The organism is Streptomyces sp. NPDC020845 (assembly GCF_044334165.1).
Classification (GTDB): Bacteria; Actinomycetota; Actinomycetes; order Streptomycetales; family Streptomycetaceae; genus Streptomyces.
The window spans coordinates 146,634-164,386 of the sequence record NZ_JBIRSJ010000006.1 but is presented as its reverse complement, the minus strand read 5'-3'; the positions used below and the strand labels follow the sequence as shown (position 1 = coordinate 164,386).

Annotated in this window: 11 protein-coding genes; 9 read left to right on the top strand and 2 right to left on the bottom strand. The window is 68.8% G+C overall.

Annotated features, from left to right (window positions below; translation table 11 throughout):
- Positions 1-49 precede the first annotated feature (49 nt).
- Positions 50-3,364, bottom strand: a complete 3,315-nt coding sequence (locus ACH4U7_RS16520; protein ID WP_398528609.1) for a right-handed parallel beta-helix repeat-containing protein — start codon at positions 3,362-3,364, stop codon at positions 50-52.
- 73 nt (positions 3,365-3,437) lie between these two features.
- On the opposite strand from ACH4U7_RS16520, the gene ACH4U7_RS16515 reads away from it, so the two are divergent.
- Positions 3,438-4,619 carry a S8 family serine peptidase gene (locus ACH4U7_RS16515; protein ID WP_398528608.1) on the top strand — a complete coding sequence of 394 codons (1,182 nt, stop codon included), beginning with the start codon at positions 3,438-3,440 and terminating at the stop codon, positions 4,617-4,619.
- Positions 4,620-4,864: 245 nt separating this feature from the next.
- On the opposite strand, the gene eccCa is transcribed toward ACH4U7_RS16515, so the two are convergent.
- On the bottom strand, positions 4,865-8,863 hold the full coding sequence (gene eccCa / locus ACH4U7_RS16510; protein WP_398528607.1) for a type VII secretion protein EccCa: 3,999 nt from the start codon (positions 8,861-8,863) through the stop codon (positions 4,865-4,867).
- A 337-nt stretch (positions 8,864-9,200) separates the two neighbouring features.
- Here eccCa and eccD point away from each other — a divergent pair, with 337 nt between their 5' ends.
- The 8 genes from eccD to ACH4U7_RS16470 all read left to right on the top strand — a co-directional run bounded on the left by eccD (position 9,201) and on the right by ACH4U7_RS16470 (position 17,753).
- Positions 9,201-10,601 (top strand): type VII secretion integral membrane protein EccD, encoded by a 1,401-nt coding sequence (eccD, locus tag ACH4U7_RS16505; protein ID WP_398528606.1) that lies wholly within the window; start codon positions 9,201-9,203, stop codon positions 10,599-10,601.
- Between the two features lie 21 nt (positions 10,602-10,622).
- Positions 10,623-12,101: a type VII secretion protein EccB gene (gene eccB / locus ACH4U7_RS16500; protein WP_398528605.1), complete on the top strand. Its 1,479-nt coding sequence runs from the start codon at positions 10,623-10,625 to the stop codon at positions 12,099-12,101.
- 90 nt (positions 12,102-12,191) lie between these two features.
- On the top strand, positions 12,192-12,533 hold the full coding sequence (locus ACH4U7_RS16495; protein WP_398528604.1) for a hypothetical protein: 342 nt from the start codon (positions 12,192-12,194) through the stop codon (positions 12,531-12,533).
- A gap of 55 nt (positions 12,534-12,588) precedes the next feature.
- Entirely contained in the window at positions 12,589-12,909 is a 321-nt protein-coding gene (locus tag ACH4U7_RS16490) for a WXG100 family type VII secretion target (RefSeq protein ID WP_398528603.1), read from the top strand.
- 69 nt (positions 12,910-12,978) lie between these two features.
- Entirely contained in the window at positions 12,979-13,482 is a 504-nt protein-coding gene (locus ACH4U7_RS16485) for a type VII secretion system-associated protein (RefSeq protein WP_398528602.1), read from the top strand.
- Positions 13,483-13,544: 62 nt separating this feature from the next.
- Positions 13,545-16,862 carry an AAWKG family protein gene (locus ACH4U7_RS16480; protein ID WP_398528601.1) on the top strand — a complete coding sequence of 1,106 codons (3,318 nt, stop codon included), beginning with the start codon at positions 13,545-13,547 and terminating at the stop codon, positions 16,860-16,862.
- Positions 16,863-16,904: 42 nt separating this feature from the next.
- Entirely contained in the window at positions 16,905-17,360 is a 456-nt protein-coding gene (locus tag ACH4U7_RS16475; protein WP_398528600.1) for a YbaB/EbfC family nucleoid-associated protein, read from the top strand.
- A gap of 6 nt (positions 17,361-17,366) precedes the next feature.
- Positions 17,367-17,753, top strand: a complete 387-nt coding sequence (locus tag ACH4U7_RS16470) for a hypothetical protein (protein ID WP_398528599.1) — start codon at positions 17,367-17,369, stop codon at positions 17,751-17,753.

The window sequence follows — 17,753 nt, the reverse complement described above, 5'->3', positions numbered from 1 at the left end:
GCGGCGGCGCCACGGCGGTCGGACCGCGCCCCTGACACCCCCCACCCGCTCACCCGAATACACCGAGTCCTGCGGCCGGCAGATCCTCCGGTAGCAGCGTCCGCAGATCGTCCACGCTGGGTGTGCGCACTGCGGTGAGCCGCCGGGCCTGGTGGGTGATCATGGTTTCCAGGAGCTGCCGTGCCAGGCGCCCGTTACCGAAGGAGCGGTCGCGGGGGATGGCGTCGATATGGGTGTGCAGCGCGTCGAGGGTGTCCGCCGTGCAGGTGTAGCCGGACTCCTCGGCGTGCCGCTCCAGGATGGTGAGGAGCTCGTCGGTGGAGTAGTTCTCGAACTCCACGAACCGCGAGAAGCGGGAGGCCAGGCCTGGGTTGGAGGCCAGGAAGCGCCGCATCTCCGCGGTGTAGCCGGCGACGATGACCACGACCTGGTCCCGGTGGTCCTCCATCAGCTTCAGCAGCGTGTCCACGGCCTCGCGGCCGAAGTCGGAACCGCCCCCTTCGGGGGTGAGGGTGTAGGCTTCGTCGATGAACAGCACCCCGCCCATGGCGCTTTCGAAGACCTCCTTGGTGAGCTGCGCGGTGTGGCCCACATAGCGGCCCACCAGATCGGCGCGGGCGACCTCGACGAGCTGGCCGCGGGGCAGGACGCCCAGGGAGTGCAGCAGCCCGGCGTAGAGGCGGGCGACGGTGGTCTTGCCGGTGCCGGGCGGGCCGGAGAAGACCAGATGCTGGCTGATGCGCGGGGCCGGCAGCCCGGCGGCCTCGCGCTGCTTGGCCGTGGTGAGCAGCGAGACCAAGTCGGTGACCTCGCGCTTGACCGCGCTGAGGCCGACCATGGCCTCGAGCCTGGCGAGCATCGCCTCCCGGTCCTCATGGGTCTGCTGGTATGCGCCGCTCTCGTCGCTGACGTCCTCGGGGAGCAGCAGGGTGAGGTCCCGTTCGGCGGGTTCGGCCATGGTGGCGAGCCGGAAGGCCTGGCGGTCGACCATCTCCTCGAAGACCCGGCGGGCCGCGCGGCCGTTGCCGAAGCTGGCGCCCCGGTCCATCCCCTCGAAGTGCGCCGCCAGCGTCTCCGTGGTCCCCGGGCCCAGTTCGTACTGGTGGGAGGCGCACATGCTCTCCGTGATGGTCACCAGGTCCGTCACGGAGTAGTTGGCGAACTCGATGGTGCGGGTGAAGCGGGAGGCCAGGCCGGGGTTGGACTCCAGGAAGGACGTCATCTCGGCGGAGTAGCCCGCCGCGATGACCACCACGTCCTCGCGGTGGTCCTCCATCAGTTTCAGCAGGGTGTCCACGGCCTCGCGGCCGAAGTCGTTGGAGCTGCCGCCGTCGGGGGTGAGGGTGTAGGCCTCGTCGATGAACAGCACCCCGCCGATGGCCTGGTTGAACGCCTCGGTGGTCTTGATGGCCGTACCGCCGATGACCTGGGCGACGAGGTCGGCGCGGGAGACTTCGACCAGGTGGCCTTCGGGGAGGACGCCGAGCTGGGCGAGGATGGAGCCGTAGAGCCGGGCGACGGTGGTCTTACCCGTACCCGGGGGGCCGGCGAAGACCAGATGGCGGCTCATGGAGGGCACCGGCATGCCCAGCCGCTGCCGCCGCTGGGCGAGCTGGTTGAGGTTGACCAGGGTCCGTACCTGGTGCTTGACCCCCTCCAGACCGATCAGGGCGTCCAGTTCCTCCAGCGGATCCGCCGGCTCACCGCGGCCGGAGTCCTTGCCGGAAGCGGCGCGCCCACCGGCACCAGCGGCCACCGCGTCACCCCACACGTCGGGCGTTCCGTTGTCCGCGCTGGTCAGCTCCGTGATGTCCAGGCGCTCGCTGGGCCGGGTCTGGGCGAGTCCGGCGCCGCGGTTGTCGCGGACGGTGCAGCCGGTGACCGTGACCGGCTCGGCGGTGTCGATGCGGATGCCGTCGCCGACGCTGCCGCTGATCTGGCAGGTACGCAGTTCGGCGCGCGAGCCCGCCGTGAGCAGGATACCATGCGCCTGGGCACCGGTGATCCGGGCCCGGGTGAGGGTGAGTTCGGCGCCGTCCTCGACGGCTATGCCGGAGGCGCCGCTGCCGTCGATCTCGATGTCGCGAACGGTGGCGATGCCCTCGCGGCCGATGGAGACGGCGGCTTCGCCGGAGGCGCGCAGTACGCAGTCGTCCAGTTGGGTGTTGCCGCCGCCGGCGATGCGTATCCCGGCGTCGGTGGCGCGCTCGATGGTGCAGAACTCCAGCCGTCCGCGGCCCTCTTCGCCCACCTCGACGCCGAACCGGCCGGGTGCGGTGATGAGGGCATGGCGGATGAGCGGGTTGGCGTGGGTGCGGATGGAGATGGCGCTGCCCTGGGCGTCCGACACCTCCAGCCGGTCGAACTCCGCGGTCGACTCATCGACGAGCTGCACCGCGGCCGCGGGGTCGGCGCAGTCACGCACCACCGCGCGGAAGAACGACGGCGAACTGGAGTCGGCCACCCGGATCGCCGAACCGCCTGCCGAGGTGAACTCACAGTCCTCGAAGGTACCGCGCGAACGCTCCGAGACCACCAGCCCAGGACCCTTCGTCCGGGTCGTGGTACACCGCCGCAACAGGGGGTCGGCGCCGGCTGACAATGCGATCCCCGGCCCGGTCGTACCGGACACCGACACCTGCTCCAGTGTGGGACGTGAGGAGCTGGTCAGGTAGACGCCGACGGAGGTGTCGCGCACGGTGGTGTGCATGACTCGCGTCGTGCTGTTGCCCTCCAGCGCGATCGCGGGCTTGTCCGTCCCGGTGATGTCACACGACTCGATCGAACCCTGGGCTTCGCCGTTGGCGAGGACGCCGTTGCCGCGTGCGTCGCGCATACGGCAGTTGCGAATCGTGGACCGGGCGTTCTCGCTGAGCACGATGGCCGAGGTGCCGAGGTTCTCCAGTACACAGTCCTCGATGACGCTGCCGGTCTCGGATGTGTCGACGATTCCGGCGCCCTCGCGGTTGGTGACCCGGCAGCCACGCATGGCCAGCGAACCCGTCTGCCGCGCCAGCACCGCCGTCCACCCTGACCCGACGATCGTGCAACTGTCCATGGCCACCTGACCGCGCGGCGCGTCCACCACGGCCACATCCTCAGCTCCGCCGCGCAGCACCAGATCGGTCAGCATCACCGCATCCGCCACCAGCGTCAACGCCGTACCCCGCCGCGGACAGATCTCCACACTCCCCGGCTCACCCTCGGCCACGATCGTCACCCGGGTCCGGACCGTGAGGTTTTCGGCGTACCGGCCGGGACGGATGTGGATGACCGCGCCCGTACGTGCCGTGGCCAGCGCCTCACCAATCGTCCGGAAACCCTCCGGCTGCTCCGGACCGACCGTAAGTACCTGCCGTGACACGCTACGACCTCCTGGTTTCGTGGGGGGCCGGGCCCGGCCCGGTCCCCATATCCAATCCCATACCATGTGCCGTATGCCATCCGACCGTTACCGTCGGGCTGCGGCCCTCGCGGCGGCAGCCGCACTTCCCGCTCTGGTGATGTCCCCGCCCGCCCATGCCGACGACGGCGATCCGGTGAGTCTGCCCCCGCTGCGGCTGCGGATGGCTGCCGACGATTCGTGTGCCGCCGCCTCGGTCAAGACGGCCGAAGCCCGGCCCTGGACGCACCAGGCGCTCCAACTGTCCCGCTCCTGGCAGCTGTCGCGGGGCGCCGGCGTGACCGTGGCCGTGGTGGACACCGGGGTCGGACAGCAGAGCCCCGCGCTGTCCGGCCGCGTCACGGCCGAGGGCACGGCGGGTCAGGACTGCGTGGGCCACGGCAGTTTCGCCGCGGGTCTGATCGCGGCCGCCCCCACCGGGAAGGGCGCCGTCACGGGTGTCGCGCCCGCCGCGCGCATCCTCGCCGTACGGGGTACGGACACCCGGGGCAATCCCTCCGCCCAGCTGGTGGCGGACGGCATCAGGTCCGCCGTGGACAACGGGGCGGACGTGGTGTACGTCGGCCAGGCCCTGGCCACCGGCGGCAAGGAGCTGACCGAAGCCGTCGCCTACGCCGGCAGCAAGGACGTGCTGATCGTCGCCCCCGTGGCCCCCGACGTCGCTCCCGAGGGCGCCGACGGGAAGCCCGACACCCGGGCCAGGGCGTACTGGCCGGCGCGTATCCCCCATGTGCTGTCGGTCGTCGACTACGGCCCGGCCGGAACCCGCCCCAAGGGAGCGCCCCCGGCGCTCGACCCCGACCTGGCCGCGCCCGGTGACGCCGTGGTGGGCATCGGGCCCAAGGGCAGTGGCCACTACATCGGTTCGGGCTCGTCGCTGGCGGCCGCACACGTGGCGGGAGCGGCGGCGCTGATCCGTTCCTACCAGCCCGACCTCTCCGCGGCCCAGGTCTCGCGCAGGCTGCTGGAGGCCGCCTACCCCGACGCCGTACCCAAACTGGATGCCTACGCCGGGCTGACGGCCGTCCTCCCGACCGACGGGCCCGCCGCCGAGGCCGAGGCCGCCCCGGCGCACATCCCCCCGGCCGCCTCGGACACGCCCCGTGTGCGGGCGCTGATGATCGGCGGCGGCGCCCTGGTGGTGGTGCTGCTGGTGGGCGCCGCGATGGTGATCGTGCCGCTGGGCAAGGCCCGCGGCTGGCGCCCGGCGCCCTAGTGCGTGTTTCGAAAGTCCCGCCTGCCCCGCGGCGCCTGGCACGCACGCTCGCTGCGTTGTCGGGGTCGTCCAGGTAGGCCCACTACGAGGACGCCCCTCCGCCTTGCGATCGCACGCACCAGACGCCGCGGGGCCCGCCCTCCGGGCGGACGGCGCTACTTTCGAAACACGCCCTAGGGCGCTTCTCTCGCGCCGGGCGCGGGGGACTCGTTCCCCCGCACTCGTGGCGTATCTGGCCCCCGGCATCAGGCCCCCGGCCTTACCGGCTCCGGGCCTGCGGAGTCCGGCTCGAGGAGGGCGGTTTGGACCTCCACCTTCTTGCGGCGGGTGATGTGGGTGCCGCGTCCTGGTATGAGGTTGCGGCCCTTGACGTTGCTGAAGAGATAGCCCTCGGTGGGCGGGCAGGAGAGCAGGATGCCGGGGGCGTTGACTTCCTGGAGGCGTCGCATGAGGGGGTCGTTGAGTCCGCGTCCGGCTCCGGCGGCGGCGCGGGCGACGATGAGGTGCATGCCGACTTCGTAGCCGAGGGCGAGGTGGTCCATGAGGGGCGAGAAGGGCTGGTTGAGGGGTCCGCCGCCGCCGACCATGTCGTAGTCGTCGACCAGGATGAACAGCCGCGGTCCGGTCCACCAGTCGCACAGCCGCATCCGCGCGGGTGCGATATCGGGGCCGGGGAGTCGGGTGCGTACGGCCCGGGCCGCTCCGTCGACCAGCTCTTTGAGGGCGTCGATGGAGACGGCGTGGCCGAGGCGGTAGTCGTCCGGGATGGCCTCGACGAGTTCGCGGCGGTAGTCGACGACCATGATGCGGGCTTCGGCGGGGGTGTAGCGGTCGGTGATGGCTTTGGCCATCAGACGCAGGAGGTTGGTCTTGCCGCTTTCCGTGTCGCCGACGACGATCAGGTGGGGGTTGGTGGTGAAGTCGTGCCAGAGGGTGTCCATCCGCTCTTCCCCCATGCCCAGCGGTACCCGCAAGTCGCCCTCGGGCGCGGGCAGTTCTGCGGCCGGAAGCAGGGTGGGCAGCATCCGCACGGGCGGGGCCGACGGGCCGGTCCAGTGTTCGCGCACCCTCGCCACGAGGTCGGCGACGCCGTCGGAGAGGTCGTCGGCGTCCGGCTTCCCGTCCACGCGCGGCAGCGCGGCGAGGTAATCCAGCTTGGAGTCGTGGGTGAGGCCGCGGCCGGGGATGCGGGGGACTTTGGCGGCTTTGCGGATGTCGATGCCGGAGTCCATGGGGTCGCCCATGCGCAGTTCGAGGCGGGTGCCGGACTGGTCGCGGATGGCGGAGGAGAGTTCGACCCAGCGGGCGGTGGTGGTGATGAGGTGGATGCCGTAGTTGAGGCCGCGGCTGGCGATGGCGTTGAAGGTCTGGATGTGCTGGTCGTAGTCCTGGCGGACAGTGGACCAGCCGTCGATGACCAGGAAGGCGTCGCCATGCGCCTCGTTGGGGAACTCGCCCGCTGCCCGGCGGCGGCGGAGGGTGGGCATGGAGTCGATGCCGTGGTCGAGGAAGAACTTCTCCCGGTGCGCGAGGAGCGAGGTGATTTCGGAGATGACGCGCCCGACCCGCTCCTTGTCCATGCGGGCGGCCACACCGCCGACGTGGGGGAGCCGAGCGAGTCCCGCCAGGGAGCCGCCGCCGAAGTCGAGGCAGTAGAACTGCACTTCGCGGGGGGTGTGGGTGAGAGCGAGTGAGGTGATGAGGGTGCGGAGCAGGGTGGATTTGCCGCTTTGCGGGCCGCCGGCGATGGCGACGTGGCCACCGGCGCCGGACACGTCCACCAGCAGCTCGTCCCGGCGCTGGTCGAAGGGACGGTCGATGATGCCCACCGGTGCGGTGAGCCGTCCCCGCCGCGCGCGGTCGCAGGTCAGGCCGTACTCGGCGTCCGGCGCCAGCGGCGCCAGCAGCTCATCCAGGGGGGACGGTTTGTTGAGCGGGGGCAGCCAGACCTGGTGGGCGGGCGGGCCGGCGTGGCGCATCCGGTCCACGGCGACCGACAGCAGCGAGTCACCGTCCTCTTCCTCGTCGGGCTTCTCGGGCTCGTTCTCGGGCAGGTCGGGCAGCTGCCGGGGCACCACCCAGCCCGCCGTCCACGGCACCACCTGACTGGCCACCCGGGCCTGATGCGCGCTGCCGCTCCGGCGGCGGTAAGGGCCGGAGACATAGGCGGCGCGGAACCGGGTCAACGCTTCCACACCGGTCTTGATGAAACCACTTCCCGGACGCGACGGCAGTTCGTAGGCGTCGGGTACGCCGAGGACGCCGCGGCTTTCCATCGCGGAGAAGGTACGCAGACCGATGCGGTAGGACAAGTGGGATTCCAATTGGTGCATGCGGCCTTCGTCCAGGCGCTGCGAGGCGAGCAGCAGATGGACGCCGAGGCTGCGCCCGAGGCGTCCGATCATGACGAAGAGTTCCATGAACTCCCGGTGCGCGGCGAGGAGTTCGCTGAACTCGTCGACGACGACGAACAGGCTCGGCAACGGGTTCAGCGGTGTTCCGTCGGCCCGGGCCTTCTCGTATTCCAGTGCCGAGGTGTAGTTACCGGCCGCCCGCAGGAGTTCCTGGCGGCGGATGAGTTCACCGTGCAGGGCGTCCTGCATACGGGAAACCAGCGCCACCTCATCGGCGAGGTTGGTGATGACCGCTGAGGTGTGCGGCAATTCGTCCAGGCCCAGGAATGTCGCGCCACCCTTGAAGTCCACCAGGACGAAATTGAGGGTCTCGGAGGAGTTGGTGAGCGCGAGCGAGAGTACCAGGGTGCGCAGCAGCTCACTTTTACCCGAGCCGGTCGCGCCGATGAGCATGCCGTGCGGGCCCGTACCGCCCTGCGCGGACTCCTTGATGTCCAGCTCCACCGGCGCTCCGTCCGTGCCCACCGCGATCGGCACCCGCAGCCGCTCCGACCCCGTACGCCGCTCCCACAGCGAGGGCGGCTCATGACGGTGCAGGTCGGGGATGCCCAGCAGCGAGGTCAGCTCGACGTCGGCGGCCAGGGGTTCGGAGGAATCCTGGGCTATGCCCATCCGGTAGGGGGCGAGCCGCTTGGCCAGTGAGGTCGCGGTGGCCATGCCCATCCGGTCCGGCCGCCCCAGCGGAGTGTGCTGTTCCTTGCGCTCACGGTCGGTGCGCACCAGGCGCATGATCTCTTCGGCCAGGTCGAGCCGGAGCGTGGACCGGCCGGGCCGCCAGGTGAGCGAGGTGTCCAGGTCGAGGACGACCGCGTTGCGGAAGCCGGGACCCTCCATCCGATGTCCGCCCGGGACCGTGACCCCGTCCAGGACGACTACGGTGTAGGGCTCCTCACGTCCGGCCATGGCGTCGGGCTCGAACGGGGGACGCTCGGTGAACTCGGCGCCGAGGAGATCGTCAAGCTCGTTGACGGAGGAGACGACCATCCGTACCGAACCGGCGCCGTCGGACTCCTGCTGGTGGAGGTTGTGGGGAAGCCACTTCACCCACTCCCACTCGCCGCGCCGCTCATCGGCCGCGCAGACCGCGATCCACAGGTCCTCGGGGGAGTGGACCACGGCCAGCTGCGCCACCATCGCCCGCGCCAGCGCGTGGATGCGCTCCTCGTCGCCGCGGAACAGCACCCGGGCCCAGGTGCGCAGGTAGACCGCGATGGGCTGCTCGGGCACGGTGGAGTACGCGCGGATGAAGCTGCGCAGGGCGTGTGCGCTGAGCGGTTCCAGGTCCTCGACCGGCTTGGTGGACAGCGGTGCGAGCCGCAGCCCCAGTTTCTGATCGCCGACCGCGACCCGTACTTCGCCGAAGTCGTCATCGGCCGGGCGCCGTTCCCACAGCCGGGTGGTGCCGACCAGCGACCACAGGGCACCGGGTTCGGGGTGGCGCCAGGCCAGGGCGCGCTGCTGGTCGGCCACGGCGCCGCGGACCTTGCGCCGGGTCTGGCGCAGATAGCGCAGGTAGTCCCGCCGTTCGCCCTTGAGTTTCTGTTTGCGTTCGCTGCTGCGGCGGACGAGCTGGCCCAGGATCATGGCGCCCGCGGAGACGACCATCATGCCCAGGGCGAGGTAGATGAAGGCGCCGCTCCTGGAGCCGCCGGGCCTCATGTACATGAGCATCATGGACACCGACATCAGTGCCATGGGGAGGTAGTTCCAGATGGCGGAGGAGTCGGGGGTGACCTCGGGGAGAGTGGGCGGCTCCTGGAGGCTCAGTTCCCCTTCGGGCATGTCCGGTCCGCGCCGACGCGCGGGCCTGCGGAACAGGACGGTACTCAAGCGGGTGGTCTCCTTCGGAGGGTGCTGTCCTTCCGGCCGCACCCGACAGCAACTCGGGGACGGGACGGGGGTATGGACGCTGACCTGGGCAACAGGACAGCCGGGACGGGGGAGACAAGCGTGCAGGTGCGAGAGACGGCACGTGCCATCGCGGCCGGTCCGGGGGCAGGAACCCCGACCGGACGGGAAGAGTCTACGATCCGTTTCTACGGTTCACTCAGATGGACGCACACGAGCAGGCGTTCAGCAAAGTAGTGTGCAGCTCAACCGCGCACACGTCCAACGAACGGCCCTCCCCGGAGACTCGAAAGTCTCCCGACGAAGCGTGAGTTTTCCCATGCCTGAGAGCGCAACGGCAGGTCTGTGCCGCGTCACGGTGCACGCGCCGGCCAAATCCATCGATCTGGCGGTTCCCGCCGACGTACCCGTGGCTGATCTGCTGCCCACCCTGGTGAGTTACGCCGGTGACGATCTCGCCGAAAAGGGGCTGGAACACGGCGGCTGGATCCTCCAGCGGCTGGGCGAGCAGCCGCTGGAAGAGGACCGCAGCCTGGAGTCCATCGGGCTGCGCGACGGTGAGACCCTCTACCTGCGGCCGCGCACCGACTCCCTCCCCGAGGTCGTGCTGGACGACCTGGTGGACGGCATCGCCACCACCATGCAGGACCGCCCCTTCGGGTGGGCGCCGAAAATCAGCCGCAGAACGCTCCTGAGCATGCTGATGCTCACCCTCGCCGCCGGTCTGGCCGCGCTCGCCGTGCCGGGGTCCTCCGGTGAGCTGCGTGCGCTGGCCGCGGCCGCAGCGGGGATGCTGCTGCTCGGGGGCGCCGGTTCGGCCAGCCGTGCCGTCGGCGACGCGGAGGCCGGTGCCGCGCTGGGCTTCGCGGCCGTGCCGTACTTCGGCCTGGCCGGCTGGCTGCTGCCCGGCGGGGCTCTGAGCGGGCCGCACTACTACGAGATGCTGGGCTCCCGGATCCTGGCCGCCGGTGCCGCGGCGGCGGGCGGCGCGATGCTCGCGGTCGCCGTCGCGGCCGCCTTCGCCTCGCTGTTCCTGGCCCTGGTCGCGGTCGCGGTGGCCGCTGTGCTGGCGGGGGCGCTGATGATGACCGCTGATCTCGGCCCGGGTCACACGGCCGGAGTGCTCGCCCTCGTCGCGGTCATCTTCGGGGCGTTCGTGCCCTCGATGTCCTTCCGGCTCTCCGGGATGCGCATGCCACCACTGCCCACCAACGCCCATCAGTTGCAGGAGGGGATCGAGCCGCACTCACCCTCCGCCGTGGCCGCCCGCACCGTGGTCGCCGACGGCTGGATGACCGGTCTGTACGGCGCCACCGCCGCCATCTGCGCGGCCTGCCAGTACGGCCTGGCCCACCGCCTCACCCTCCCCACCACCCTCACCATCGTGGCCCTCTCCCTGCTCCTGCTGCTGCACAGCCGCGGCCTGGGCAACACCCTCCAGCGCCTGTCACTGGTCGCCGCAGGCGTATGGGGCGCCGGACTCCTGGCCTACGACGCCGCCGTCTCCACCACCCCGGGTGGGCGGTTGCTGCTGGCGGCGGGGCTGCTGGCGGTCGCCGCCGCCATCGCCATCGCATCGTGGACCGTGCCCGGCCGCCGGCTGGTCCCGTACTGGGGCCGGGCGGCCGAAATCCTGCACTCCGCCATGGCCATCAGCCTGCTGCCCCTGTCGCTGTGGGTGCTCGGCGTCTACGGCTGGCTGCGCGCCCTCAACGGCTGACCCCTAAGGACCGACAAGCACATGCAGAACAAACGCGACCAGGTCCAGGCCCACATGTTCCTCATGGGCCGTCTGACCTCCAGCATGCTGCGCGCGGACCCCGACGCGCCCGAAAGCCCGCAGGGACGGACGAACCGCGGCGTGGCCATCGGGATCATCATCGCGATCCTGCTGGCGGCCGGAGCCTTCGTCATCGGCCTGATCAGCCCCGGCAAAACGGATTCCTGGCGTTCCTCGGGCGATCTCATCGTGGACAAGAACAGCGGGGCCCGCTATCTCTTCCTGGGAGGCCGGCTCCGCCCGGTGCGCAATTACGCGTCGGCGAAACTCCTTGGCGGAGGGGACCTGGCCACCACCACCGTGGGCGCGGGTTCCCTCAAGGGCACTCCGCACGGGGCCCCGGTCGGCATCGAGGGGGCGCCGGACGAGATTCCCGGGGCCGGTGATCTGTCCGGTGATCCCTGGCAGGTGTGCGCCACCCCCGAGAAGGACGCCAAAGGCAGGGTCGATTCCATCACCACCCTGGCGGTGGGCAACGGCGCCGGCGGCGACCCCCTCGGCAAGGACCAAGGGGTACTGGTGGCGGCTCCGGGCGGTACCGACTATCTGCTGTGGCAGGGAAGCCGGCTGCGGCTGGACCGTACCTCCGCCGCACCGGAGGCCCTCGGATACGCGTCCACCAACCCCGTACCGGTCTCGGCCGCCTTCCTGAACGCGCTGCCCGCCGGGCCCGACCTCGCCCCGCCGGACAACCCCGGACTCGGGACCTCCGGGCCCGAGCTGGGGGGCCAGGCGACCAGGGTCGGGCAGGTCTTCAAGCTGACCGTCCCGGGCGCCGGCGCGCGCTACTACCTGCTGCGCAAGGACGGCCTGGCACCGCTCACCGCCACCGAGGTGGCCCTGGTGCTCGGCGATCCGCGGACCCGTCAGAAGGCTTACGCCGGTGCCTCCCCGGCCCCTCTGACGCTGACCTCGCAGTCCCTCAAGAGCCATCTGGCGCCCGGCGCCGGGGAGGAGAAGGGCCCTGGAGCGTCGCCGGAGAACCCGCCGAAGCCGGTGGCGGTTCCGCAGGATCAGACGCTGTGCGCGCGGGTCACGCCGCAGGGCAAGGGCACCCGGGTGGGCGTGGCGCTGGCGGCCGCACCCGACCTCGGCCCGGTCGCCCAGCACTCCTCCGGAGCGGCCGCGGCGGCGTGTCTGCCCGTGGACCGGATCACCGTGCCACCGGGCCGCGGCGCTTTGGTCCGCGCCGTGGGCGCGGGCGGCGGCAAGGTCGGCGGCACGCTCTATCTGGTCACCGAAACCGGTGTGAAGTACCGCCTGGCCACCGCGGACGCCGTTGAAGCGCTGGGCTACCAGGACGCGACACCGAAGGAGATGCCGTTGCTGATGCTGGCGATGCTGCCCTCCGGCCCCGACCTGTCCCCGAAGGCCGCCCAGACGGGCCGCGCCGATGTCACGGCACCGCGTTGTGCCTGGCAGAGCAAGCGCGACAACTGAAAAGCAATCTGACGACAAGTCAGATCATTCGAAAGGCAACCACCCGCTCGTAGCATCGCCATCCCGGATCGAGCGACGAGAGGGCTACGCATGGCCATCAACGGAATGCAGCAGTCTGAGGAGAACGCGACACGGAACGGTGTCCAGGCGCTGGAGATGGCGTTCAACGGCGTCATGAAGTGCCGCCAGGACGTCGAGAACACCAAGAACAACCTCATGGCCCACTACAAGGGCAGTGACGGTGGGGCGTTCAAGGATCTGGTCACCGCCTGGGAGGAGAAGGCCGACGTCATCCTCACCAACGTCCAGGACATGATCGAAACGCTCAACCAGACCCTCGTCGAGCACGGCAAGCAGCAGGGGTCCTCCGTCGAGAGCATCAACGAGGCGTACGCCCAGTCGGACGCCGTCTTCGACGCCCTGGCCGGCTGAGCCCGAGCACTCCCGGAACCCCCTTCGCATCCGACGCGAGACTGAGGACAGGTAAATGAGCGACTTCACCGACGGCTACATCTACGTCGACTACTCGCAGATGGGCAACGCCGCCGACGACATGATCAGCCAGACCAAGGCGATCGCGACCACCCTCTCCAATCTGGAGATGGAGCTGAACGAGCTGAAGAACAGCTGGATCGGTGACGACAAGGACGTCTACGCCCAGAAGCAGCAGTCCTGGGACAACGCGGTCAAGGCCATGGAGGACCTGCTGACCAAGCACTCCACCCTGCTCACCTCGGTGTCCGAGAACTACCAGTACAGCGAGCAGTCGCTGACCCAGATGTGGGACTCGGTGAAGATCGGCCGCTGACCCTCCGGCTCGGGCGGCCGTCACCCTGCGGCCGCCGCGTCCCGACTTCTCGACCAAAGGAGACTCGCCATGGCAGAAGACCCGAATTCGAAGACCGGCAAACTGTCCATGGACAAGGCCGGACTCGAGGCGTTCCGGGACAACCGCTTGGTGCCGTTCCAGGATGAGCTGCGCAAGATCGCATCGGATGACCCGACCCTCGGGCCGACGATGGGTACGCTGCTCGGGGACACCGACTACACCACCCCCGAGCAGTTCGATTCATACGGGCTCAGTAAACCGCTGCGACTCGGACTCATGCTCAAGCAGGAGAATCTGCACGGGAAGGGCGATGCGCTCAACAAGGCCATCGCCAAGACCGCCACCGACCTGACGACGATTTACGAAGAGCAGACCGAGCTCTTCAAGGACATCGCGGACAACCTGAAGACCTCGCTCGAGACCCTCTTCTCGACGCAGGCGGGCAGTCTGGTGGACATCGACGGTCAGGAATTCCTCGACATCTTCGAGGATGTGGACTCCGACATGAGCGGCAAAAAGGGTGGCGGTGGCGATGGTGACGACGAAGACTGACGCAATCCTCTCACCCGTTCGCTCCATCTTGCCCTGACCCGCCCATCGGAGGACCCCCCACCGTGGCCGACAAAGTCGTTTACCCAGCGGATTCCGTAGATGACTACTGGCACACCGCGATCCAGGTGCTGACCGGGATGGTGCTGCCCAAGCGCGAGACGCTCTTCGGGGCGCTGCTGGGAAACGACGACATCCCGATGATGAGGGTCGAGTTCTCCGACTACGACGGTGAGCCGTCCAATGCCATTGTCGAGGCGTCCGACGATCTGAACTGGTTGTACGAAAGCTCCGGTTGGCGCGTCGAGAACACCGACGTCGTGATCCCGTTCTACTCCGGCAAGCACGGCAAGGTCGGAGACGCGGACGTGGGCACCAAGGTCGTCATGAAGAAGGCCCGGATCACGATGCTGGGCACCACCGGCACGGACAAGGAGGACGCCCCGGCCGGTGGGGTGTTCTACGGCGGAGATTTCAAGAGCGGTCTCGGGAAGGACTTCCAGGGCCAGTCCAAGGACACGGTCTGGAGCAACAAGGCCCTTTCGCAGTACGCCTTCGGCGGTGGCATGGCGCTGCAACAACTGCTGGACCACGACACCACGTCCGGCTACTCATGGAACGACCTCCCCATCACTGAGGAGAACGCGGTAGACCTGAAGTCGTTTGAGGACAACGCCAAGGCGTTCGACCGCGTCGCGCAGTTCTTCCAGCAGCGCTACCGGGATCTCCAGGACTGGGAGTTCGACCTCGGTAAGCAGGAGGCGGCCTGGAAGGGGCAGGCCGCCGGCGTCTTCAAGGACCTGATCCATGGGCTCGTCCGCAACTACAAGTCCTACAACGAGCAGTTCCCGGTGTCCGGAGCAACCGGTTCGAAGTACGGCGACGACCTTCGGGCATACCGCGTGGCGGTGCGGAACAGCGCACAGCGCCTGCATGACAAGTGGGACACATGGGCCACCTTGACCGGAAACCCGCTCCGTTGGCTGCTTGACATCCTGGGCGAGGTGGCGAAGGAGGTGTGGCACAACAACATCACCAAGGTCCGCTACAAGCCGGTTTACAGTCCTTATGGCTATAGCAGCGGCTACCACTATGTGAAGTTCGGCGGCTTCTACGGCGGTGACAGGAAGTACGGCCCGCTGGAGGACAAGGAAACCTGGAAGAAGATCGGTGAGGAGGCCATCAGGCGGTGGCAGCAATCGGTCAAGGACGTCCTCCAAGTGGCCGGCAAGAAGGCTCTCATCGACATCGAAAACGCCATCAACGACCAGAATTTCCCGAAGAAGATCGAGACGGAGACCGTCAGCCTGACGGAGAAGTTCAACGTCGACCAGGCCGCGAAGGAGAAGGCCGACGCGAAGAAGGAGAAGGAGGAGGCGGAGAAGAAGGCCGAGGAGAAGGAGAAGGAGGCGGAGCGGAAGGCCGAGGAGAAGGAGAAGGAGGCCGAGCGGAAGGCCGAGGAAGCCGAGAAACGGGCCGAGGAGAGGCAGAGGGAAGCGGAAGAGCGGGCCGACAAGAAGCAGAAGGAAGCCGAGCAGCGGGCCGAGGAGAAGGAGAAGGAGCAGGAGCGCAAGCAGGAGGAGAAGGAGAAGGAGCAGGAGGCCAAGCAGGCGGAGCAGGAGCGCAAGCAGGAGGAGAAGGAGAAGGAGCAGGAGGCCAAGCAGGCCGAGCAGGAGCGCAAGCAGGAGGAGAAAGAGAAGGAGCAGGAGGCCAAGCAGGAGGAGAAGGAGAAGGAGCAGGAGGCCAAGCAGGCCGAGCAGGAGCAGAAGCAGGCACAGAAGGAGGCCGAGCAGGAGGCGAAGCAGGAGGAGAAGGAGAAGGAGCAGGAGCAGAAGCAGGCCGAGCAGGAGGCCAAGCAGGAACAGAAGGAGAAGGAAGCCGAAGAACGACAGATCGTTGCCACTAATCAGGCCCGTGTGGAACGCGAACAGGAGAAGAAGGAGCAGGAGCGCAAGCAGGCCGAGCAGGAGCAGAAGCAGGCCCAGAAGGAGGCGGAGCAGGAGCAGAAGCAGGCGGAGCAGGAGCGAAAGCAGGAGGAGAAGGAGAAAGAGGCCGAGCAGAAGCAGGAGGAGAAGGAGAAGGAGCAGGAGCAGAAGCAGGCCGAGCAGGAGGCCAAGCAGGAGCAGAAGGAGAAGGAGCAGGAGCAGAAGCAGATCCAGACCGAATCCGAGTACCAGGCCAAGCAGGAGGAGCAGGAGGCCAAGCAGGAGCAGAAGGAGAAGGAGCAGGAACAGAAGCAGCAGGAGGCCGAGCAGAAGGCCGAGCAGAAGCAGGCCGAGCAGGAGGCCAAGCAGGAGCAGCTCCAGCAGGAGCAGGAGCAGAAGCAGGCGGAGCAGGAGCGCAAGCAGGAGGAGAAGGAGAAGGAGGCCGAGCAGAAGCAGGCGGAGGCCGAGCAGAAGGCCGAGCAGAAGCAGGCGGAGGCCGAGCAGAAGGCCGAGCAGCAGCAGAAGGAGGCCGAGGAGCGCTTCAACCAGCGGGCGGGCGGCCTCGGGCCCGGTGGCGATCTCCCGGACAGCGATCTACTCGGGGATGACTCAGCCACCACCACACTCAACCCCGACGGCTCGGTCACGATGGACTACCCCGACGGGACGTCCCGGACCATCGATCTGCCCAGCGGCGATATCACCACGACGCTGCCCGACGGCTCGACCGACATGGACAGCCTGCGCCCCGGGGACTCGATCACCAACAGCGACGGCAGCACCACCACCCTCAACCCGGATGGCACCGTCACCACCGATTTCCCCGACGGCGGCTCCAGCGTTCTGGACCCGGACCGGGGGACGATCACCAGTCACCAGCCCGACGGCACGACGATCACCACCCCCATCGACCCGGGCCAGACCCTGCCCAGCGAACTCGGCGGACCCTCCGGCCTCGGCGGGGGCTCGTCCGGCCCGGGCAACTCGGGCAGTTCGGTGTACTCGCCCTCGTATGACGGCTCGGGCTACGAGGAGGAGCTGTACGACTACACCCCCGGCTCCATGGACCCGTCCGAGTACGGCATGGGCACCGGCAATGGCGCGGGTGGCATGCCGATGATGCCCGGCCGCATGGGCGGCATGGGCGGCGGCGGATCGTCGAGCGACGGCGAACGCGTCCGCGCCGTGATGGACGACGGGCAGACCATGACCACCCGACGGAGCACACCGCAGACCAGCAGGGGCGGATACCAGGACGAGGAGACGATCCCCGTCGCGGGCCGCGGCACGGCCACCACGTCGGGCGGAATGCCCTTCATGCCGCCGATGGGCGGTGCCGGTGGTCAGGGTCAGCAGCAGACCCAGTCGGCCGACCGTGAACGGTCCTCCTGGGTCGAGGAGGACGAAGACGTCTGGGGCACCGATGAGGGCGGCGCGCCGGCCGTGATCGGACGCTGAACGAGCCCGTACGAGGGACGAGAGCACTGGAGGTGGAGCAAGATGGCAGAATCGATCAAGGACAGGTTGGCCAAGGCCGTGGCCAATCTGGAAGAGACCAAGAAGGCAGTGGCCCGCGCGCAGGAGCAGCTGAGCGTGGCTTCGGCCACGGTGCGCTCCCGGGACCGCAGCGTGGAGGTCACCGTCAATTCCCAGGGCCAGCTCAGCGAGGTGAAGTTCCTGGACGGCAAGTACCGCACCATGGGCGCCGCTCAGCTGTCGGCGGCGGTGATCGAGGCGGCCCAGCAGGCTCAGGCGGAGATGGCCCAGATGGTGCTGAACACCTTTCAGCCGCTGTCCGAGACGCCGGGAGCCAGGCCCCACGTCGAGGGATCGGGTGTCGACTGGGACCAGATCTTCGGCCCGCTCACGGAGACCATTGAGCGGGGCGCGGCCGCACGCCGCGGAGCGAGCGACAAGCTGCGGGATGAGATCACCGAGGACGGGGAGAAGAGGTAGCGGCCAATGGTCTACGGATACGGAGACAGTTTCCAGCTCGATCCCGGTCGTCTCGAGGCCTTCATAGCCGAGAGCCGCGCTCTCGGCAAGGACATACGGGCCGCCGCGGCCAAATTCGAGTCGGACCTGGAGCGTACGTCCATCTGGGCTGGATATGATGACGACTTCCACGACGAGGTGGACCCGGGGGACCGTCGTGAAGTCGCGTCCTTGGTCCAGTCGTACTACGCCATCGCCGACGCCTTCGACGGCATCACCGAGGGCCGCTTCCTGGAGCTGCGAAAGGCCAGGAAGACCGTGGGCGAAAACATCGACAGCGTGGACGCGTTGAAGTCGCAAATGAACAACATCGGTGAGGGACCCGGCGGCGAGAGCACCGGCGGAAAGCGCTGA

Excerpts from the sequence above, each read along its gene's own strand:
- eccB (WP_398528605.1), top strand. The coding sequence starts at position 10,623 with ATGCAGAACAAACGCGACCAGGTCCAGGCCCACATGTTCCTCATGGGC.
- ACH4U7_RS16490 (WP_398528603.1), top strand. The coding sequence starts at position 12,589 with ATGAGCGACTTCACCGACGGCTACATCTACGTCGACTACTCGCAGATG.
- eccD (WP_398528606.1), top strand. The coding sequence starts at position 9,201 with ATGCCTGAGAGCGCAACGGCAGGTCTGTGCCGCGTCACGGTGCACGCG.
- ACH4U7_RS16495 (WP_398528604.1), top strand. The coding sequence starts at position 12,192 with ATGGCCATCAACGGAATGCAGCAGTCTGAGGAGAACGCGACACGGAAC.
- ACH4U7_RS16475 (WP_398528600.1), top strand. The coding sequence starts at position 16,905 with ATGGCAGAATCGATCAAGGACAGGTTGGCCAAGGCCGTGGCCAATCTG.
- ACH4U7_RS16485 (WP_398528602.1), top strand. The coding sequence starts at position 12,979 with ATGGCAGAAGACCCGAATTCGAAGACCGGCAAACTGTCCATGGACAAG.
- ACH4U7_RS16515 (WP_398528608.1), top strand. The coding sequence starts at position 3,438 with ATGCCATCCGACCGTTACCGTCGGGCTGCGGCCCTCGCGGCGGCAGCC.
- ACH4U7_RS16470 (WP_398528599.1), top strand. The coding sequence starts at position 17,367 with ATGGTCTACGGATACGGAGACAGTTTCCAGCTCGATCCCGGTCGTCTC.